Here is a 21,685-nt window from a genome sequence, read left to right as displayed (position 1 = left end):
AGTCCTCTATTATTTAACTACTTTTCATTTAACTACCAGCCATTTAACGGCTTAGAAATTAACTATTCGTAATCTGAAGCATAAGTTTCTTCGTAAGTATGTGAATAGAGCTCAAATAAATTGCCAAATGGATCTTCTAGATACACCATTTTCGCTTGCTTACTATCATCTTCAGGGTGATAGCGCATGATATCCATTCTAACCTTACCGCCAAACTCTTCAGTACGCTTAATTGCCCCCGCAAAGTCATTAGTTTGCAGCGAAAAATGGAATATACCAATGCGAGAGAAGTCCACTTCGTGACGCTCTTGACGATCAACCATTTCAAACAATTCAACACCAATGCCGTCAGTTGTCACTAGGTGGGCAATATTAAAGCCTTTGAAGCCTTCACCGAATACCGCGATACACATTCTACCAATCGCAGTCTCACGCTCTTCAACAACTTTGGTATTCTCCATAACCAGCTTTAAGCCCAGAGCTTTAGTGTAAAACTCAACTGCTTTGTCCATATCGCCAACCATAATACCTACATGACTCATCTTCATAATCTTGCTCCACTGTTAACTTTGTAACGGGTTATTCATTTCGATGGAGAGATTATAGGTACTGCCAACAAGAACTAAAAATTATCAATTTTAATGATAATAATTAAAATAATTTATCAAAAATAGGTAAGTATAGTGACTTCAAGGGATCCGTTTAATCTCTTGTTCATCTCCAAACAAAATAGTAAGTACAGATTTATTAGTTTCAGTAATAACTAAAGCGCTAATTCGTTATTGGACATAAGTAAGTTGGGGCTTGCAACTCGACTAGCCCTCACATTGAAATCAAACTTCGTTTGCTAACAAAGCCCCCAAAGACTCGATATATTTTGGCTAAGAGTGGCATCTGGCAAAAGTGGTTCCAATAGCCTGCGGCCAGCACATGTGCAGACACTTCTAAGACTCGCTGCAAGCACATCGGACCTCAAGGATGAAGGAAATGCCAAATTCTGTATGGAACAGAATTGGCCATGTGAGATCAACGAAAACAAACAACATCCCTATTTAGAAGCCAATTCGACACCCTGTCTCTCGTTCGAGAGCTTAATAACTTCGTTATCTCTCACCATGTTTTCAACGGTCTCAACCGTATCTACACCAAGTTAGAACAGCACAACTTTTAACATTGGAAGTTATGGCTGTCCTATCTTTAATTAAGAAAACAACTTGAGTAGTTAGTCGCTCAAATGCAACTACTTCTGTGGGACGCTATAAAGCCATCCATGGCCGCTCTACGGTTTCATCCATGAAACCGAAGCCCACAGCCGCAGCGACATCTGAATCATCATCTCTCCCAATTAGTTCTCTCGGATGACTAAAACTCATTTTTGGACAAAAAATACTAATGTATCAGGTCTATTTCAAGTGGCTTAGAATAGAAAAAAGCATCTCAATTTACTAATTGCCTCCGACCACTTTATCTTTCGATCGGGATAAGGACGCGGCTGCGCGTGGCCTATCCATATTTGTTAGTTGGCTCTTTTCAACACTATAAGCGTGTAAATGTTTCTACAGCCAAAGGATTAATTCCATAGATATCGATTGAAACTACCTTATCCTCAACAATTTTATAAGCTGCTATTCTTCCACTACCAATTGGAAATTGGATTCTCAATTCGTCTTTTCGCTTTGCTGCCGTTGCAACTGCATTTAATTCACCTAAACTAAATTTGAGATCATTATTCTCTAGTAACTCTACTTCTAGATTCCCCCACAATGGATTATGAAACACCCCAGCGTATTCTGATTTTTCTCGTGTTAAAACCATTGTTCTTGATGCGTTTCTTTTTTCATGTGTTTCATTGGTTTCTTTAATATCTGCTTGTATTTCTAGCCAGCGCTCTTTCATCGCTTTAATTCGAGAGTCTGTAATTTTATTTACATCTCCCTTACCTAATAAAATGCTATAAACAATATCAGCAATACCTGCTGTCAAAGACCCTGCTACGGTTTCTTCATTGTTAAGTACTACCAGTCCAATATTATGCTCTAACATAAAAGAAGCATGCGTATGCGAACCAGCAATCCCTCCAAAGTGATGGTATGTTTTCTCACCTTTATATGGTCCAATGTACCACCCCCAAGCATATCCCTTACGAACAAAATCCCTATATTTTAAGTCATTAGTAGCTAACTTATGATGAGACTTTTCAATAACTTTAGCAGGAAATACTTGTTTTCCGTCAACCTGTCCTTCGTTCAATTGGGCAATCAAAAACTTTGCCATATCCCTTGCGGATGAGAAAGTGCCACCGGCAGCCTGCAAAGTAGAATCGCTCTTTTCAAAGTGCATAACTTCGTTTGGGTTAGCAGCATATAAATGATAAGGGCGTGCAACGTCAAAACCTTTAATCCCAGCATCGCTAACGTATGATGACGTATGATTCATTGATAAAGGTTGATAAACCAATTGTTCAAGCGTTTGCTGCCAATCTTGCTTGAATTTATCTTCAACCCATACACTTAATATGTTGTAACCTTCATTGCCATATTGGTAGTGTCCTAACTGATTAGCAGGATTATTTTTAGATGCAGAGGTTAACTTTTGGCGCTGTAATTTATTATGTTGCCCCGTAAATGCAAGCGTGTCTACTAAGGGGATATTGGCAAGAGCATGGGTATGAGAAACGAGATGTTTAACTTGAATCTTATCCTCATGAATATAAGGAAACTCTAAAGCAGGAAACATCTCAGCCATGGAAGTATTATCTTTAATATCGCCATTTTCCTCCATTAATAGCATTGATAAAGCAAAAATGGGTTTAGTAATTGATGCAAGATAAAAGGCTGTTTTATCATTTACTTTTTTCTTTGAATTTATATTGGAGTAACCGAAATACCCTTCGTAAACAATCTTCCCCTCTTTTACAATCGCTACTGCAGTTCCTGACGGTAAGCCTACTTCTTTTTTTACAGCATTTACGTACTTATCTATCGCTGAAAAGTCATTACCTGCAATTGAAGTCCCTGCAAATAGAAAACTAGCGATTATAGGTAAAACAATCTTCATTCACTAAATCCTTTTATTGATTCAAATTGATAAGCGAGCATCTAAATTTGAAAGCCAATTTAAACCGCAGACAACGCACAAAGCAACCCACTGCACTGCACCTTAAACACTGAATTCAATGCAAACCAAAAGTGCCACGCGTTGTTTGTCGGTTTGAAGCTTTTGTTAGGCTGATATTTCAACTCCCTGCTCACGTAAAATAAACTCAAACAAGCTCTCTAAAGTCTCGAACTCCTCAATAACATCACTGCAATCGAAGAAGTTTACAACTTGATACTTACAACTATCATTATTAAATACAAACGCATCCATATTTCCATTGCTACCCACAGCGCTTTTCCAAGTCTTGTTTAAAGTTATACAAAAGGGGTTCAGAATCATTGATGATGACATTTTCGATTTGGATACCATCAGATCTCCTAAGGAAACTTAGATACTCATTTAGTATAGGATTCAAAACACGTATTAGCGCTAAAGCTAAACCTTCAGGCATCGGGAATGAAGATAAACGCCATCATCAGTAGTGTATTTTTCTAAAAAAAGCTCATTTTATGTACTTAAACAGGCTAACCTTGAATAATTACAAATTCAATACCTTGCTTGTTTACTCTCAAGTGATGGCAAAATCTCCAACACCAATTATCAAGTGCTGATGCGGCCGTGACCGCCCATGTTTTGGTAAGAGATAACGAAATAATCAAACTATCGAACGAAAGGCTGCATGCCGAGCTGGCGCTTTAGCTGGGACGCTATTCGTCATGGCCTAACCTCCAAGGATGAACTTTCAGCGTGTCACGGAAGTGCCTGCACATGCGCCCAATGCTAATGTTCTATAGCTACTTAGTAACAAGTTCAAACGGGCTAGTCCAATAGTAAGGATACAAAGATAATGTAACCAGCCTTCATTTGAAGGTTTAAAATATGGCAATGCTAAAAAAATTGCGGGAAACACCACTCCCCATCGGAAGCGTTAGGCTATTTTGAATAAGTACGAGGGAAACAACTTCGTTTGGGGCGCCATGGTAGATGCAAGGGCGAAGTCCATAACGATGGACTCTCTGAGCGAGAGCCATGAACGGCAAGCAGGCTTTTGAACAAGGATGTTCTTGATTAGGACGAGCAGTCCTCCTTGCCCGGGTGTGGGATGGAATTCCACGACTTTGGTCAGGTGCAGCCTGATAGGTGGCATAGCCACAATTTTAGTTGATAGACGAAGTCTAATCTGAAACGTGTTTCAGTAGTGTCTGCACATACCCCGCTGGAGGCAATTGATAGCCATGAAGCTACAAGTTCATGCATTCTGCTTAGTAACCCCTCCACAAAATGTAACCAGCCATCATTCCAAGACTAACCAACTTCCAGACACAAAAAAGCCCGATTGCTCGGGCTTTTAATATATAAGTTTACTTACAAAAGGTTAATTAACCTTCGATACCTTTGCTCGCTAGGAACTCATCGTAAGTGCCTTTGAAATCATTCACGCCGTTTGGTGTGATTTCAAGGATACGGTTCGCTAATGATGATACGAATGCACGGTCATGACTGACGAACAATAATGTACCTTCGTACATTTCAAGTGCGTTGTTTAATGACTCGATTGATTCCATATCCATGTGGTTAGTTGGTTCATCAAGTAAGAGGATGTTTGGCTTTTGCATAATGAGCTTACCAAACAACATACGACCCTTTTCACCACCAGATAGTACTTTTACTGACTTCTTAATGTCGTCAGAACCAAACAGCATACGGCCTAAGTAACCGCGAACTGATTGATCGTCGTCTTCTGGTTTGCGCCACTGGCTCATCCACTCAAACAATGTCATGTCGTTAGCAAAGTCTGACTCGTGATCCTGCGCGTAGTAACCAATCGCAGAGTTTTCAGACCATTGAATAGTACCGCTGTCTTGTGGGATATCGTGTACTAGGGTACGTAGCAGTGTCGTTTTACCCACACCGTTATCACCCAAAATTGCAATACGCTCACCAACTTCAGCAATGATGTTCAGATCTTTAAATAGGTTGTGATCAAAACCTTTTGCTAAATCTTCTACCACTAACGCGTTACGGAACAATTTCTTTTCTTGTTCGAAACGGATGAATGGGTTAACACGGCTAGATGCTTTAACTTCATCAAGCTTGATCTTGTCGATTAGCTTAGCACGTGACGTTGCTTGCTTAGCTTTAGAAGCGTTAGCAGAGAAACGTGCAACGAAGCCTTGAAGCTCAGCAATTTGTGCTTTCTTCTTAGCGTTGTCAGACATTAAACGCTCACGCGCTTGCTGTGCTGCCATCATGTACTCATCGTAGTTACCTGGGAATACTCGTAGTTCACCGTAATCCAAGTCAGCCATGTGAGTACAAACAGAGTTCAAGAAATATCTATCGTGCGAGATGATAATCATGGTGCTGTTACGTTGGTTCAGCATCTCTTGTAACCAACGAATGGTGTCGATGTCCAAGTTGTTGGTTGGTTCGTCAAGCAACAGTACGTCTGGATCTGAGAACAATGCCTGAGCCAAAAGAACACGCAGCTTAAAGCCAGGTGCGATTTCACTCATTAGGCCAAAGTGCTGCTCAACACCGATACCTACGCCCATTAGTAATTCGCCAGCGCGAGATTCAGCGGTATAACCGTCCATCTCAGCGAATTCCATTTCAAGATCAGCAACCTTAATACCGTCTTCTTCAGACATTTCTGGTAATGAGTAGATACGGTCACGTTCTTGCTTTACTTTCCAAAGCTCAGCGTGGCCCATAATTACAGTATCTACAACACTGTATTCTTCGTAACCAAATTGGTTCTGGCTCAACTTACCTAAACGCTCGTTTACGTCTAATGAAACGTTACCGGCAGTAGGCTCTAAATCACCAGCAAGGATTTTCATGAAGGTTGATTTACCACAACCGTTGGCACCGATCAGACCGTATCTGTTTCCGCCGCCAAACTTAATTGAGATGTTTTCAAACAGTGGCTTAGCGCCAAACTGCATGGTGATATTAGCTGTAGTAATCAAAGTGACAATTCCGCTTTTGGTTATATGATTAACGTCATCATAGATAAAACAAAAACCAGTAACTCGGTAGCAAGATTGACTCGACACCGACCTACTGGTCGAAGGTTGACGCTGCTTAGCATCAAGCCCGTAAAATTAAGCGCGATACTATAGCATTTTAGCCTAATTTATCAACTGCCAATGGGGGACTTAAATGACATTTTAGTGAATTATCCTGAGCATGCTAACGGCTTAAATCACTATTAGCATACTCAGCTAGCAGTTATCGCTTGCTTAGGCCTAGATCTACTAGCTAATTCAGTTTAATTCTGCGAAGTCTATTCGCGTTACTCACCACGGTAAGTGACGATAACGCCATCGCTGCGCCCGCAACAACTGGGCTTAAAAGCATCCCTGTAAATGGGAACAATAAGCCTGCCGCTACCGGGATCCCTAAACTATTGTAGATAAACGCACCAAATAGGTTTTGCTTGATGTTACTCATGCTGGCTTTTGCTAGTGCTAGGCTGTCATTTATCACCATCAGCCGACTTGATAACAAGGTAAAGTCGGCGCTTTCAATGGCTATATCTGTTCCTGAGCCCATAGCAAAGCCGACATCAGCACTCACTAGCGCTGGCGCATCATTAATACCATCGCCCACCATAGCCACCACTTCACCAGCTTGTTGTAACTCAAGCACTTTAGCTTGCTTTTGTTCTGGTAATACATTGGCAATAACTGTCTCGATGCCCACTTTTTGCGCCACAGCATTAGCGGTAATTTGGTTATCACCAGTGAGCATCACCACTTTTAAACCCTTGGCCTTCATGGCGCTAATCGCCTCTAGCGCATCGGTTTTAATAGGATCTGCAATCGCCATTATTGCTACCAACTGCTTATCGACTGCGACAAATATTGGCGTTTTGGCTTGGCCTGCAAACTCCTTACTTAGCAGCTCACAATTTTCCGCTGCTGTGATTTGCAATTGCTGCATTAAGCTGACATTACCTACGCTGTATTGCTGATCATTAACTTGGCCGCTAATGCCCTTGCCTTGGTAATTAGTAAAGTGCTCCGGCTCAACCAATACTAGGCCATCTGCTTTGGCTTTACTGATAATTGCGCTTGCTAGCGGATGCTCTGAGTGTTGCTCCAACGAGGCGACATTTCTCAACAACGCATGCTGATCCGATTGGTTCTTATTCACTGATACAGACTCGTTTAAAAGCGAATCATCTAACATCTGATCGCCTAACATCCAGTCACCTAACATCATAATATCGGTCAGCTCTGGTGCACCTTGGGTCACTGTGCCGGTTTTATCAAGCACTACAGTAGTGACTTTGCTGGCAGTTTGCAGCGCCTCGCCATTACGCACTAACACGCCTAACTGCGCTGCGCGGCCAACCGACACCATAATCGACATCGGCGTTGCTAAACCCAGTGCACAAGGGCAAGCAATAATAAGCACACTGGTTAGCACGACTAATGCGTGTGATAGTGCAGGTTGTGGACCAAAGCTATACCAGACTAACGAGCTAATAATCGCAATCATCACCACAACCGGTACAAAGTAAGCAGAGATTTTATCGGTTAAGCGCCCTATCGGCATTTTTGAAATCTGTGCCTGCTGCACCAACTCAATGATTTTGGCTAACTTAGTGTCGGTTGCTTTGGCTGTTACCTTATAAATCAAGCTACCATTTGCATTAACTGTACCCGCATTGACTTTATCACCTTGCGTTTTAGCAACAGGGATAGGCTCTCCAGTTAACATCGATTCATTAATCAAGCTCTGACCGCTTTCAACTTCACCATCGAGCGCAACTTTATCCCCCGGACGTAAGCGTAATCTGTCGCCAAGCTGCAGCTGCTCAATTGAGACTTGCTCATCACCATTATCGGTAATACGAATCGCAGTGCTTGCTTGCAGGCCGAGTAACGCTTGTACCGCTTCGCTGGTTTTACCGCGGGCGCGCAGCTCTAATCCATGGCCTAAGTTAATTAACCCCAAAATCATTACGCTGGCTTCAAAATACACATGGCGGGTATCCGCTGGGAACCAGTTTGGCGCCACAACCACCATCATAGAGTATATCCATGCGGCACTTGTGCCGAGGGCAATTAAGGTATCCATGTTGGCGCTTTTCGCTTTAATTGCGCGCCACATACCTTGGTAAAAATGGCGGCCCGTTAGCAGCATAACTAGCAGAGTCAGCACACCAACAGCGCCCCACGCCCATTGCTGCGCTTGGTTATTGACCATCATCTCACCGCCAAGCAAGCCCCAAAGCATTAAAGGCACGCCAAGGCCCAAACCAACCGCCGCTTGTATCATTCGCAGCCGATATTCTTTAGCTTCATCCGCTGCTTTTTGCTCAGCAGCGACTTTAGCGTCAATCACTAATTCAGCATCAAAGCCGACGCTTTTAATGATCTCAAGTGCGGTGTCGCTAGCAATATTACCCGACACCAACACTAACTTGTCGGCAAGATTGACTGTGGCCGATACCGATTTAGCAGATTGACCAAATGCTTTCTCAATCTTTGCCACGCAACTGGCGCAGCCCATTTTAGGTACATACAGATTGCAATTAGCCATTAGATTTTCCTTAAATGATGGGTTTTATATCCAGCTAGAAGCTTACAACTGATGTTGTTTGAGGTAGCAAGCATCCGAGTTGAGATATAAAAGGCTTTAACCTGGTATAAGATAGATTTATGCTAATGTCTCCCATAAGGGGAGAGTCAAACTGTAATTAGAATTGTTTGAGGAAAGTGTGATGAAGATTGGCGAAGTGGCTAAACTAACAGGGCTGTCAGTTAAGAGTATTCGTTACTACCATGATATTGGTTTAGTGGTCGGCCAACGTGGTGATAATGGTTATCGTGAATACAATCAAAAGTCGGTTGAATCATTAGAGTTTATTCAACATTGCCGCGCCTTAGGATTTACTTTAGATGATAGTAAGGCGCTACTTGAGCTGCAAAATAATACCGCTCGTAATGCCGCGGATGTAAAAGCCTTGGCAGAGCATCATTTACAGGATATTGAAACTCGCATTAGCCAGTTAACAGAGCTAAAAGCACAATTAGCGACGTTAATCCACGGCTGCCAAGGCGGCAATCAACCTGATTGCGCGATTTTAACTGGCCTTAGCAAACACGCATGTAAAAAGTGCTGATCCCAAGCATTATACAGCTGGTGCAAGCTTAACGCCTGCGTAAGTGCTCTATATTTTCAATCGCTAAAGCTGGCAGACTACCAGCAGGCGTAAAGCCAAATATTTGCCCATAAAACGACAGCTCAGCTTCAAGCGCCTGTTTTTTGCTTTCAGGTGACACACGATTAGCCGCGTCATCGCTAAAGGCTAGGTAGGTTACTGGCACTCCTTTTCGTTTGACCGCTTCATAAATGATCAATGACTGCTCTGCTGGGATCAGTGAATCATTGACCCCTTGAATTAATAACAATGGCTCATTAACCCCTTTTAAGTTGGCCATTGCTGAACGTTCGCGGTAGTTTTCAACACTACCGAGCAAACGTAATAAATAGTGCGATTCAAATTTATGGGAGTGACGTTTAAACTCTTCCATATCGCTGATCCCTGAGTAACTCACGCCAGCGCCAAACGTACTGTAATTCGCAACGGCTGATAATGCAGTAAAGCCACCAGCACGATTACCTCTAATCGCCAATTGTCGGCCATCAACATCGCCGCGGTTTACAAGAAAACCTGCAGCACGTACGGCATCTTCAACATCAGACTTGCCCCAATTACCATATAAGCTATTACGGTAGTCTCGGCCAAAACCGGTACTGCCACGATAATTGACATCAAAGACGGCAAAACCACGGCTAGTCCAATACTGAATATCCCGCCTAAAGGCCCGACTCGCTTTTGCGGTAGGCCCTGGATGCATCATCAGCACTAATGGCGGCTCTTTATTAGTTGGGCCAGTATAATTAGGGTTCTTAGGTGGATAAAGATAACCATGAGCAGTCTCATCATTACCGGTTCGGTAGCTTAAGCTTTGAGGGCGAGAAATAAAATTAGGATCCATTACCGACAGGTTTGGCGCATAAATTAACTGGGCTGCGCGGCCTTGGATTTTATAAATGCCCTTTTCTGGCGTTTCTTTGGCTCCCACAAACAGCACATCGTTACCATTTTGAGTGACATAATTTATTTCAGCAAAATCAACCGCAATAGGTTCGGTCACGCCACTATGAGTATCAATGCGTATTAGCTGTGCTAAGCCATCGTGATTATAACTGGCGACCATTCTATGCTCATTTTCAAAAGCATAATTATATTTGCCGACTTGCCAGTCAGCGTCTGCAAAGTCAGCTTGCTTTTCCAGCACAATTTCAGGGATTAATTGCGGATCGAGGCGGTAGATATTCCACCAATTATTAAAGTCCGCAATAAAGTAAAGCTGTCCTGTAGGGCTAAATAATGGTTGAGTGATTGAGCCTTTTTGTTGAGTTTCTATCTTACGTGGATTTTGGATAACGCCTTTAGCATCAAGATCTGCCAGCCAAAGTTCTGTTTGATCCCACGGCATATTTGGATGGTTCCATGCAATCCAAGCAAGCTGACTCTGATCGGGTGACAACACCGGCATACTATAAAAGTCGGCGCCGCTAGCTAAGGTTTCCCCTTCATCGGCATAACTTAAGTTTATGCCTACTAGGCTATGAACGGGTTCACCTTTACCGCGATGATCTTCGCGTACACAAATAAGTCGCGACGCTTTAGGGTTAGAGATACAACCAGCATGGCGAGTTCCATTGGGCGTTAGCGCAAATGGCGCTTGGTTAGGCGCAATACGATAAAGAATTTGATCTGAGAATTTGGTGGCAAACAAACTATTGCCGATTGCAGCGTAAGGGGCGCCGCCATATTCGTGCACGCGACTACGAATATTAAAGTTTGATGACACAACTTTGGTTACACCACCGTCAATATCAAACCGATATACGCCTTTCTTGCCCTCGTTATTGGCATTACTTTGGACAAAATAAATACCTTGAGTTGTAGCACGAACATCGCTGATATCATCCGCTAGATCATAAACATCTTCAGGCGTCACAGGTGAAGCCCAACTGCCATACTCTGCCACATAAGCACCAGCAACCTGTGGTGTTGCAGGTTCAAGATCTGTCACTTTAGCAGCATTGTCACAGCCTGTTAGCAGAAACTGGCTAATCAAAGCCAGCAATGTCGTTATTATCAGTCTCATTCTTTACCTAAGGTTCAACCCTAAAAAGCGGTGTTATTTTGTTGGCAGTATTATCACGATTATCACGACTAAGGCTTACGGCGCCACTTATTAACAAACCAATGGATCACACCAATCTGCTTATGTCGACTTAGGCCAAAGTAGATGCAAACCCAAGGCGAAAGTAAAATATACCAAGGAATTGCCGCAGTACTTCTGCCTGTAAACATTAGATAGAAAAAACCGAAATAGATCACTACCAGACCGACACAGCCCACAACCAACATCATTATTTTTGTCGCTCTTTCAAGCTTATCCATTTCGCTTCCATACTCCTTTAACAATCATACTATTATGACCCATAGCTTGGTCGATATTCAAACTCTGGCTATCAGCCATAAAAAAACGGGCGATTGCCCGTTTTTAACAATACAACTGTGTTAAAGCTTACAAGCGAATACCGCCGTCAATTTCAAATACGCGGCCGTTAACATAGTCATTTTCAATGATAAAACGTACAGTCGAAGCAATCTCTTCAGCTTGGCCTAAACGTCCTACTGGTACCATTTTTTCTAAACGCTCAAGCGCTTCTGGCTTCATTGCGGCAGTCATTTCTGTTTCAATTACGCCCGGTGCAACTGCTGCGCTACGAATGTTATAGCGAGCAAGCTCTTTGGCCCAACCGACACTCATTGCTGCCACGCCCGCTTTAGACGCTGCGTAGTTTGACTGACCCATGTTACCGGCTTTAGCAAGACTCGAAATATTGATAATTACGCCTTGCTGGCCAGTTTCAATCATAGCGGCAGCCGCTTCACGACCACACAGGAACGAACCGGTTAAGTTAACATTGATTACTGACTGGAATTGATCGAATGACATACGGTCATACACTTGGCCTTCTTTGGCTTTAAGCAATAAACCATCGCGTAAAATACCTGCGTTGTTTACCAACACATTCACCTGACCAAAATCTTCTTTAATATATTGGAAGGTAGCAAATACATCTTCTTCATCAGTAATATCAACCGCGTAACCTTGTACTTCGGTAGTTGCACCAATGTTTGCACAGGCTTTTTCCAACTTCTCTTGGTCAACGTCGATAAGTGCTAACTTAGCCCCTGCAGCTGCTAAATTTTCCGCCATCGCGTAACCTAGCCCACCAGCACCGCCAGTAATAACAACAACCTTATCTTTTAAATCCATTGGATCACCCTTTATTTATTCTGTTCTGAATTAGCAAATTGCTCAAAAATACTTGAAAAATCACGCTTACCATTACCTTGCTTAGCATGATTAACATAAAGACTACGCGCCAACGCGCCCATCGGTGTACTCGAGTTAGATAATAATGCCGCTTCTTGCGACAAACCTAAATCCTTCACCATCAAGTCGACCATAAAGCCACCTTGGTAATCGTTTGATGAAGGCACTGACTCCATCACATCTGGACAGGGATTATATTTATCTAACGTCCAATTGCCACCGCTGCTGACTTTCATAATATCAGACAGCACTTTCGGGTCGAGCCCGTGATCGATACCCATCTGTAATGACTCAGATGTGGCAACCATTAATACCGACAGCAGCATATTATTACATATTTTAGCGACTTGCCCAGCACCCGGACCACCAGCATGGAAGATATTGCCTCCCATGGCATTAAGTGCGCCTTGAGCTTGTTCAAATGCGTTATCACTACCACCACAAATAAAAGTTAACGTTCCAGCAGCAGCGCCAGCAGTACCGCCCGATACTGGCGCATCAATAAACTCTAGGCCTTTATCGGCGGCATGCTTTGCTACAAAACGGGCACTATCGGCATCAATCGTTGAGCAATCAATTAACAAGGTGCCCGGTGCAACTACATCGATTAAGCCTTTACTACTGTCATCTGTGACATACAGGCCGCGCACATGCTTACCCGCTGGCAACATAGTCACCACTATGTCAGCCCCTGCCGCAGCGCCGCAGGCACTTGTTGCCGTCAGTGCGCCTTGCTCCGCCAATGACTGCATTGCTGCAGGTACTAAATCAAATACCTTTACGGTAAAACCCGCTTTAATCAGGTTTACCGCCATCGGCCCGCCCATATTTCCTAAACCAATAAATGCAACTGTACTCATGTTTCACTCCGGTTGTCGTTTGTGAGTGTTTGAACCCTACTTAGTTCTCTAATCGCGGCCAATACCACTCACCGCAGCGCTTTACTGTTATTGGTGAGTTTAAAGCCCACCAGTAAATCACTTAGTGCAAATCCTTTAGTGGATGTGCATCATCAGCCCAAGGCGATTGCATTAACGATTGCGCAAAGCCTTCAGGAATTGATGCGACATCGCTAAATTGCCACTTAGGGTTGCGGTCTTTGTCGATAAGTAAGGCGCGCACGCCCTCAGTAAAATCAGCTTTAGCGCAGCAGTTAACGCTTAAACCAAGTTCTAATTTAAAGCACTCTGCAAGACTAAGTTCACGGCTTAGGTGTGATTGTAAATACACTAAGTTCAAGCTAACCGGACTGCCAGCTTGCATGGTCTTTAACGCTTTAGCTAACCAAGGCTTGGCTTCTAACGTGCTTGGCTCAATTTGACTGACATTGACTAACACCTCATTGAGTGAACCAGTCATCAACTCATCTATTAATGGTTGATTTTGCTCAAGTACGCTGTCAGAAGCTAGAGTCGCACATGCCGCACTCATGGTACTTAACATGTCACTAAGCAGTTGATGGTTTGCATTTTGGCTAGCGCCCCAAGGCAATAATGTCAGTTGCTTGAACAAAGCTGACTTATCATCAGCATTAAGATAGTGATTACCTATGCCCACATATAAGGCATCACTGCCCGACATGTTGTAAGCCGTCATGCCTAAGAACAGACCGCTTTTACCAGGCATACGATTTAAGAAATAACTACCACCAACATCAGGATACAAACCGATAGTCACTTCAGGCATAGCAATGCGTGAGCGCTCGGTAACAATGCGATGACTTGCACCAATCATTAAGCCTAAACCGCCGCCCATCACAATACCGTCGCCCCAAACAATGACAGGCTTGCCAAATGTATGTAGCAAATAATCTAGCTGATACTCTTGGCTAAAAAACTCAGTTGCTGACTGAGTAACTTCACCCGGAGTGGCTACAGATGCTTGATGAATTGCCCGCACATCGCCGCCTGCACAAAAGGCTTTTTCTCCAGCGCCATCAAGTATAATCGCTGCGATATTGCTATCACTTTGCCAAACCGTTAACTGCTCTGTTAATGCCTGCACCATGTTAAGATTTAGCGCATTCAGTGCCTTTTCGATGTTTAATGTGGCAACACCGACTTGCATACCTGAATCTGTAATTAGCGTACTAAACAGCACTTGCTCATTACTTGTTTGCGTATTGCTTGTTTGCGTATTTAGCTCACTCATTAGCCATTCTTCCAGTTAGCTTTGCGCTTGTTCAAAAAAGCATTAACCCCTTCGGCTTGATCTTCAGTATCAAACAGCTCAACAAACAGTTCGCGCTCTAATGGCAAGGCTTGTGAACGCGGCATACTGCGTCCTGCTTGCACTAAGGTTTTACAAGCCTTAACGCTACTTGGGCTTTGATTTGCCACTTTCTCAGCAAGATCCATCGCGGTATTAAAAGCGTTACCTTGCTCAACCACTTCTTCGACTAGACCAATTTGCTCTGCTTTTGCTGCAGTGATGCGCTCGCCGCATAAAATCATACGTTTTGCCCAACCTTCGCCGACTAATGCAGTTAGGTTTTGAGTGCCGCCCGCACAAGGCAGTAAGCCAACGGTTGCCTCAGGTAGTGCCAGCTGTGCTTGCTCCTCACAAATACGTAAATCACAAGCTAATGCCACTTCAAGACCGCCGCCCATGGCATAACCATTGATTGCCGCAATTGAAACACCACGGAATGCACTTAAGGTTTCAAACGCTTCGCCAAAATAGCGTGCCATTTCGGCTGCGTTTTGCTTATCGCCATCGGCAAACAGCTTTAAATCTGCGCCAGCTGAAAAAAACTTATTCCCTTCACCAGTGATCACTAAAGCGTAAACATCTTTATTTTCATTCAGCGCTAAAACTTTATGTTTTAGCTCCTGTAAGCTTTCGGCCGTCCAAGTATTGGCTGGCGGGTTATTCATGCTGATCACCGCGGTATTGCCGACGATGCGCTCGATTAATAAAGACTGTTGTTGGTTTGACATGCTAACTCCCTATACAAAACTGAAATCTACTTAGTCGGCTAGCGATATAACCTAGCCGCATACTTTGCATTTACGCTAATCGCTTAAATTAAGCCTTATAAAATCGCGCCTGCGTTTTCATCTAACAAACGACGCGAAATAATTAAGCGCATGATTTCGTTAGTTCCCTCTAAAATTTGGTGCACTCGTACATCACGCATATGGCGCTCTAATGGGTATTCACGAATGTAGCCGTAACCGCCGTGGATCTGCAGGGCTTGATCACAGACCTTAAAACCAATATCGGTAGCAAAGCGTTTAGCCATAGCGCAATAGGCGGTCGCTTCAGGGTCTTGAACATCTAACTTAAATGCTGCTAAACGTACCAATTGACGCGCAGCGACCAGCTCAGTTGCCATGTCAGCAAGTTTAAATTGCAGCGCCTGAAAGGCTGCTAACGGTTTCCCGAATTGCTTGCGCTCATTCATATATTCTGTCGCGCGCTCAAGTGCAGCTTGCGCAGTACCAATTGAGCAGGTCGCGATATTAATGCGGCCACCATCAAGGCCTTTCATGGCAAAAGTAAAACCTTGACCTTCTTCACCCAGTAGATATGCCACCGGCACACGAACATTTTCAAAGGTGATTTGACGAGTAGGTTGAGCGTTCCAGCCCATCTTATCTTCCGCTTTACCGTAAATGACCCCTTCTGCATCAGCAGGTACTGCAATGGCTGAAATACCCTTTGGCCCTGCTTCACCAGTGCGGCACATAACCACTAACATTTCGGTTGCGCCCGCACCTGAAATAAACACTTTAGAGCCAGAAATCACGTACTCATCACCGTCACGTACCGCTTTAGTTTGCAGTGATGCAGCGTCACTACCCGCGCCAGGTTCAGTTAAGCAATATGAGGCAAGCTTTTCACCTGTGGTTAATGACTCTGACCACTCTTGGCGTAATACTTCTGAACCAAAGCTAGTGATCATCCACGTTGCCATATTATGGATAGTTAACATCGCGGTTGTAGCGGTACAGCCCATGGATAGCTGCTCAAAAATAATCGATGAATCTAAACGAGACAGCCCCATTCCGCCCTCAGACTCTGGCGAATATAACGAGCAAAAACCAAGCTCACCGGCTTTTTGAATGACATCCTTTGGAAAGTAATGTTCTTCATCCCATTTAGCTGCAAATGGTGCCAGCTCTTCAGCGGCAAATTGCTGGGCTAAGTCGGCGAATTGACGTTGGTCTTCATTGAGGTTGAAATCCATCTGGGTACTCCTATTTGTTCTGTCTAATGCCTTAACAGTGTATTTGCTGCTAGGCGTAGGGCCTTTTTATTACGCGCCTTTATCTGGCTGCACAGACCTCTATTCGTTATTAACTGTTTTTATTTAAGCTCTTTTTATAAAGCCTTTTTACATGCGAGCTTTTAACAAAGCTTTGTATTCGCTCGCTGTAGCTGCTTGTTATAGCTTTAATTTAAAATTATAAGCAGAGTTGCCACACGTAAAGAGTGGCAACTTTGCAATTACTTAAGATCAATCGTCATATTTGGCGCAGACGCTACAGCAATATCAGACTCGAACCAGCGAGCGGTAATCGTTTTGGTTTCAGTGTAAAAACGCACCGCTTGCTTACCATAAGCATGCTGGTCACCATAGAAACTGCCTTTCCAACCAGTGAACGAGAAGAAAGGTAATGGCACAGGAATAGGCACATTAATACCCACCTGACCCACTTCAATCTCATGCTGGTATTTACGCGCTGCGGCGCCGCTAGCGGTAAAGATTGAGGTACCGTTGCCGTATGGGCTATCGTTCACAATCGCAATTGCATCTTCTAAGGTTTCAGCATTCATGCAGCAAAGTACTGGACCAAAAATCTCTTCTTTATAGATGCTCATATCAGTGGTGACTTTGTCGAACATGGTTGGGCCAACCCAGTTACCTGACTCATAACCTTCAACAGTAAAATCAGTACCATCGAGTAAGCAATCAGCGCCCTCTTGCTTACCTTGGGCAATTAGGCTCACTACACGCTGTTTAGCTGCAGGGCTAATCACTGGGCCATAAGCAGCGTTTTTATCGTCCCACAGACCTGGCTTAACTTTGGCAATCGCTTCTTTAAGCTCTGGGATCCACTCTTTAGCCGCGCCAACAAATACCGCAACTGACAGCGCCATACAGCGCTGACCTGCCGCGCCTACCGATGCCCCGACTAAGTTATTAATCACTTGCTGTTTGTTTGCATCTGGCATAATCACGCAGTGGTTTTTAGCACCAGCAAAAGCTTGCACACGCTTAAGGTTATCTGTACCCGTTTTGTAGATGTATTGGCCAACATTCACCGAACCGACAAATGAGATGGCTTTAATATCAGGATGAGTCAGTAAGATATCCACTGCCGTTTTATCACCATGAACCAGCTGCACCACACCTTTTGGCGCACCAGCCTCTTCAAACAGCTCAATCAAGCGCTGGGGGGTCATAGGATCTTGCTCTGATGGCTTAAGGACGAATGTATTACCGCAGGCAATTGCCAGTGGGAACATCCAAAGTGGGATCATCGCAGGGAAGTTAAATGGAGTGATACCAGCACATACACCAAGTGGTTGGGTGTAACTATAGGTATCGATTGAGCGCGCTACGTTTTCAACGGTTTCGCCCATCATCATCGAAGCGATATTGCATGCGTGCTCAGCAACTTCAATACCACGCCAAACATCACCTTTTGCATCATCAAATGTTTTACCAGTTTCTTGCGCAAGAATAGTAGCAATTTCGTCATGATGCTCTTTCAGCAGGTGTTGATACTTAAGCATAACCCTTGCACGCTCTGAAACAGGCACTTCTTTCCAACTTTGAAAAGCAGTTTTAGCGCTAGCAATGGCGCTGAGTACTTCGGCATCGTTTGCTGCATTAACAACGGCAATGGTTTCGTTGTTTGCTGGGTTGGTTACGGCTATTTGCTTGTCGCCTTGGCCCAGTACCCATTCTCCGTTGATGTAATGCTTCACTTGAGTTGTCATATCGCTTCCTACTTTGGCAATGTCGTTACTGACGTTTGCAAAATGATGAACCCGTTTGGCCTTTTATTATGTGGCTATAATTGCCTTAGCTCTGAACGGGTCCGGTCTTGTTGATTGTGATTGTTGTTTGTTACTGCTAATTGTTGATATCAGCCTTACTAACACTCGCTTTAGCGCGATTTACAGTTCAATCGCCATCGCTGTCGCTTCACCGCCACCAATACAAAGTGATGCTACACCGCGCTTAAGCCCACGTGCTTTGAGAGCATAAATAAGGGTCACTAATAAACGTGCTCCCGAGCAACCAATTGGGTGACCTAAGGCGCAAGCGCCGCCGTTAACATTGACTTTTTCGGCATCGAGTCCAAGCTCAGAAATTGCCAACATAGTGACCATGGCAAAGGCTTCGTTGATCTCATACAGATCCACTTCTTCTTTAGTCCAGTTCACTTTATCGAGTAACTTGCTCATGGCGCCAACTGGCGCGGTGGTAAACATTGAAGGTTCTTGAGCATGAGTGCTATGGCCTTTAATCGTGGCTAATACATCAAGCCCTAACTCATTTGCCTGACTGCGAGTCATTAGCATTAATGCTGCAGCACCATCTGAAATTGAGCTTGAGTTTGCCGCTGTTATTGTGCCGTCTTTAGCAAATGCAGGGCGCAGTGTTGGGATTTTATCCGGGCGAGCATTACCTGGTTGCTCGTCGGTATCAACCACAACATCGCCGCGACGATTAGCAACAGTAACGGGAGTAATTTCATCGCTAAAAGCACCTGAATTAATTGCTGAATTTGCTTTTTCAAGTGAGTTTAATGCAAAGCTGTCCATCTGCTCACGTGTAAGCTTAAAGTCATCTGCGGTGTTTTGCGCAAAAGTCCCCATAGCGCCACCAGTATAGGCATCTTCAAGGCCATCAAGGAACATATGATCGAGCACTTTACCGTGACCCATACGCATGCCACCGCGAGCTTTATCCAGTAAATAAGGCGCTTGGCTCATGCTCTCCATACCACCAGCAACGACAACATTTGCGCTGCCTGCTTTGATTAAATCATGAGCGAGCATGACGGTTTTCATACCTGAACCACAAACTTTATTCACTGTGGTTGCGCCAACTGATAATGGTAGTTCTGCGCCTAGCGTTGCTTGACGCGCTGGCGCTTGACCAAGACCTGCGGGAAGCACACAACCCATCAAAACTTCATCAACCTGCTCACCAGCTAAACCACTCTGCTGCATCAGACCTTTGATTGCTGTAGCGGCAAGTTTTGGTGATGCCACACTTGATAGTGCACCTTGGAACCCACCCATAGGCGTACGCTTGGCTGCAACAATAACAATATCTTGATCTAACTGAACTGAACTCATAATTACTCCGTGTATACGCTAGTTAACCTTTACTTAAACTGCTCTAAAACCACGTAAACATTGGGGTACAAGGCTTTAGTTGTTGAGCTGTTCTGAGAATATTCTCTAGCTAATATAAATGTGATCTTGCTCAATATTTACCACTCTGACGTTTACGCGAACGTAAAGCAAGTGCTGATTGGTCAATTTTATACCTAAGCATGAGTAAGGGTTGTCACTTAATATTTACAAACAAGTTGCGCCAAGAATATTTGAATAATTCAGACCCGCTCAAGCAAGCCAATTACAATCTTTGTTAGCAAAATAGCCTAAGGAAGGTAGCTAAAAAGCATAATGGTGAGCAGCGTCAAGGATTTATTTATCACAACATGACTTAATGCACGCTAGCCTAAATAGGGTTAATTCAAGGAATGAAAGATGAGCGTTCAAAACGAACAATGTATATATATCGTATCAACCAATGACACATGGAAAGCTGTTGTAGCGGCTATTTTAGCCAGCAGATTTGACACTCAAAAAATTATTCAACAACAGAATACCGAAAACCTTTTCCAATTAACGTCAGACACAATTGTGATCCTTGATAACGCGACTTTTGCCACTAATGCTGTAAATGGCATACCTCCAATTCAACGCGGTGGGCAATGGCTATTAGTTAATGCGACTCACATTGACGAAGCGAATGTCGCAGAGATTATTTCAAAAGGTTTTTCAGGTTTAATTACCACTGAACTCACACTAGAAATGCTTATTAGAGCATTACGCACAATCGAAAATAAGCAGTTATGGTTTAGTCGAGATGCGATGTCACTAGCACTAAAAGTCTTGGTTAATTCATCAGAAACCAGTCAGCATTCTTTAAATCAATTAGGTGATAAGTACTTACTTTCTTGTAGAGAGAAGCAAGTTTTTTTCCATCTTTTAAATGGCAGTAGCAACAAGGAAATTGCCAACCAACTTCATTTAAGCCTCTGCACCGTCAAATGCCATGTTTCCAGTATATTGCTGAAAACCGGCAAGCGCAGTCGCTCACAGATAAATAGCTTATTAATGGAGTCAGAAAACAGCAGTGCACAAAGTGCAGCGGCAGCAAACATCTGCTTTCAACGCGCTTAGCCACTAAACATTCTTTCAATCAACTTTTCCTCTCCCTTAAACTAGTTCCAAATTAGTTCTTTTTATAGCGCCTAACCATCCCTATGGACGATAACAAACCATACCTCTTTATAGATACACTCAAATTGTCCAAACCAAACCTCTAAGGTGAATAAAATGAAAACGTTAATCAGTAGTGTTGTGGTTGCTTTGCTTTTTTCAGCTGGTGCAGCAGCAAATAACTGGTCTAGCAACCCTGATGAACATCCAGATGGCGCAAGTCAATTTAATGTCAACTTAACTGGAGAGATCCCGCAGCGTTGCTACATGTATTCAACGCAAGATCAATCCATTGAGTTAGATGTAAAAACTCCCTATGAAGCCGCGAGTGAGTTTAAGTTCCAAGCATGGTGCAATAACGATAATGCCAAAGGTACATTAGTTGTTGGCGCACAAGCGTTTAAAAATAGCAACGGTGTCGATGTTATTCCCCTTGAAGTCTCATTTAATGGAACTTCAGGAACAATTGATTCAGAAAACAATGCAAGTAATAGCCATGCAATTGAGGTGGGGATGGACGTCAGCAACAGCACTGAAGGTTATTTAAGTGCGAACAATACACTGACGATTAAACCTGTTATTAACGGTTGGGAAAAGGCCGGCGAATACAAAACATCAATGTATGTTGCACTTTATCCAAGATAAATAACCAAGGTGTTCAA

General features: G+C 43.6%; 17 protein-coding genes. 3 read left to right on the top strand and 14 right to left on the bottom strand.

Annotated elements, in window-relative coordinates:
* Nucleotides 1-62 precede the first annotated feature (62 nt).
* The 5 genes from L2740_RS10930 to L2740_RS10910 all read right to left on the bottom strand — a co-directional run bounded on the left by L2740_RS10930 (nucleotide 63) and on the right by L2740_RS10910 (nucleotide 8,655).
* On the bottom strand, nucleotides 63-548 hold the full coding sequence (locus L2740_RS10930; RefSeq protein ID WP_248950220.1) for a VOC family protein: 486 nt from the start codon (nucleotides 546-548) through the stop codon (nucleotides 63-65).
* Between the two features lie 988 nt (nucleotides 549-1,536).
* On the bottom strand, nucleotides 1,537-3,057 hold the full coding sequence (locus L2740_RS10925) for a serine hydrolase domain-containing protein (protein WP_248950218.1): 1,521 nt from the start codon (nucleotides 3,055-3,057) through the stop codon (nucleotides 1,537-1,539).
* Between the two features lie 165 nt (nucleotides 3,058-3,222).
* On the bottom strand, nucleotides 3,223-3,387 hold the full coding sequence (locus L2740_RS10920) for a hypothetical protein (protein ID WP_248950217.1): 165 nt from the start codon (nucleotides 3,385-3,387) through the stop codon (nucleotides 3,223-3,225).
* A gap of 1,091 nt (nucleotides 3,388-4,478) precedes the next feature.
* Complete coding sequence (locus L2740_RS10915; protein WP_248469463.1) at nucleotides 4,479-6,071, bottom strand: ABC-F family ATPase; 1,593 nt, start codon at nucleotides 6,069-6,071, stop codon at nucleotides 4,479-4,481.
* Between the two features lie 292 nt (nucleotides 6,072-6,363).
* Entirely contained in the window at nucleotides 6,364-8,655 is a 2,292-nt protein-coding gene (locus L2740_RS10910) for a heavy metal translocating P-type ATPase (RefSeq protein ID WP_248950215.1), read from the bottom strand.
* 181 nt (nucleotides 8,656-8,836) lie between these two features.
* Between L2740_RS10910 and cueR the strand changes: the two genes are divergently transcribed.
* On the top strand, nucleotides 8,837-9,238 hold the full coding sequence (gene cueR, locus L2740_RS10905; protein ID WP_248950214.1) for a Cu(I)-responsive transcriptional regulator: 402 nt from the start codon (nucleotides 8,837-8,839) through the stop codon (nucleotides 9,236-9,238).
* Nucleotides 9,239-9,266: 28 nt separating this feature from the next.
* On the opposite strand, the gene L2740_RS10900 is transcribed toward cueR, so the two are convergent.
* The 9 genes from L2740_RS10900 to L2740_RS10860 all read right to left on the bottom strand — a co-directional run bounded on the left by L2740_RS10900 (nucleotide 9,267) and on the right by L2740_RS10860 (nucleotide 19,868).
* Entirely contained in the window at nucleotides 9,267-11,300 is a 2,034-nt protein-coding gene (locus tag L2740_RS10900; protein WP_248950213.1) for a S9 family peptidase, read from the bottom strand.
* Between the two features lie 68 nt (nucleotides 11,301-11,368).
* Complete coding sequence (locus L2740_RS10895; RefSeq protein ID WP_248469468.1) at nucleotides 11,369-11,599, bottom strand: hypothetical protein; 231 nt, start codon at nucleotides 11,597-11,599, stop codon at nucleotides 11,369-11,371.
* Between the two features lie 127 nt (nucleotides 11,600-11,726).
* A complete protein-coding gene (locus L2740_RS10890; RefSeq protein WP_248469469.1) occupies nucleotides 11,727-12,485 on the bottom strand; it encodes an SDR family oxidoreductase in 759 nt (252 codons plus the stop codon).
* A gap of 11 nt (nucleotides 12,486-12,496) precedes the next feature.
* Entirely contained in the window at nucleotides 12,497-13,405 is a 909-nt protein-coding gene (gene mmsB / locus L2740_RS10885; RefSeq protein ID WP_248950211.1) for a 3-hydroxyisobutyrate dehydrogenase, read from the bottom strand.
* A 121-nt stretch (nucleotides 13,406-13,526) separates the two neighbouring features.
* The gene (locus L2740_RS10880; protein ID WP_248950210.1) at nucleotides 13,527-14,696 is read right to left on the bottom strand and encodes an enoyl-CoA hydratase/isomerase family protein; all 1,170 of its coding nucleotides are present in this window, start codon (nucleotides 14,694-14,696) and stop codon (nucleotides 13,527-13,529) included.
* Nucleotides 14,696-15,484 carry an enoyl-CoA hydratase gene (locus L2740_RS10875; protein WP_248950209.1) on the bottom strand — a complete coding sequence of 263 codons (789 nt, stop codon included), beginning with the start codon at nucleotides 15,482-15,484 and terminating at the stop codon, nucleotides 14,696-14,698. Before L2740_RS10875 ends, L2740_RS10880 begins: the two co-directional genes overlap by 1 nt.
* A gap of 95 nt (nucleotides 15,485-15,579) precedes the next feature.
* Nucleotides 15,580-16,737 (bottom strand): acyl-CoA dehydrogenase family protein, encoded by a 1,158-nt coding sequence (locus L2740_RS10870; RefSeq protein ID WP_248950208.1) that lies wholly within the window; start codon nucleotides 16,735-16,737, stop codon nucleotides 15,580-15,582.
* Between the two features lie 260 nt (nucleotides 16,738-16,997).
* Nucleotides 16,998-18,497, bottom strand: a complete 1,500-nt coding sequence (locus L2740_RS10865) for a CoA-acylating methylmalonate-semialdehyde dehydrogenase (RefSeq protein WP_248950206.1) — start codon at nucleotides 18,495-18,497, stop codon at nucleotides 16,998-17,000.
* A gap of 180 nt (nucleotides 18,498-18,677) precedes the next feature.
* Nucleotides 18,678-19,868, bottom strand: coding sequence for an acetyl-CoA C-acyltransferase (locus L2740_RS10860; RefSeq protein WP_248950205.1), 1,191 nt, complete (start codon nucleotides 19,866-19,868; stop codon nucleotides 18,678-18,680).
* A gap of 417 nt (nucleotides 19,869-20,285) precedes the next feature.
* On the opposite strand from L2740_RS10860, the gene L2740_RS10855 reads away from it, so the two are divergent.
* Both L2740_RS10855 and L2740_RS10850 read left to right on the top strand, forming a co-directional pair.
* The gene (locus tag L2740_RS10855; protein WP_248950203.1) at nucleotides 20,286-20,984 is read left to right on the top strand and encodes a helix-turn-helix transcriptional regulator; all 699 of its coding nucleotides are present in this window, start codon (nucleotides 20,286-20,288) and stop codon (nucleotides 20,982-20,984) included.
* 156 nt (nucleotides 20,985-21,140) lie between these two features.
* On the top strand, nucleotides 21,141-21,668 hold the full coding sequence (locus L2740_RS10850; protein WP_028768151.1) for a hypothetical protein: 528 nt from the start codon (nucleotides 21,141-21,143) through the stop codon (nucleotides 21,666-21,668).
* The last annotated feature ends 17 nt before the right edge of the window (nucleotides 21,669-21,685 follow it).

It is taken from the genome of Shewanella pneumatophori (assembly GCF_023283895.1).
GTDB lineage: Bacteria > Pseudomonadota > Gammaproteobacteria > Enterobacterales > Shewanellaceae > Shewanella > Shewanella pneumatophori.
Note: the sequence above shows the minus strand (reverse complement) of the source record. Positions and strands in the feature narration are given on the sequence as shown.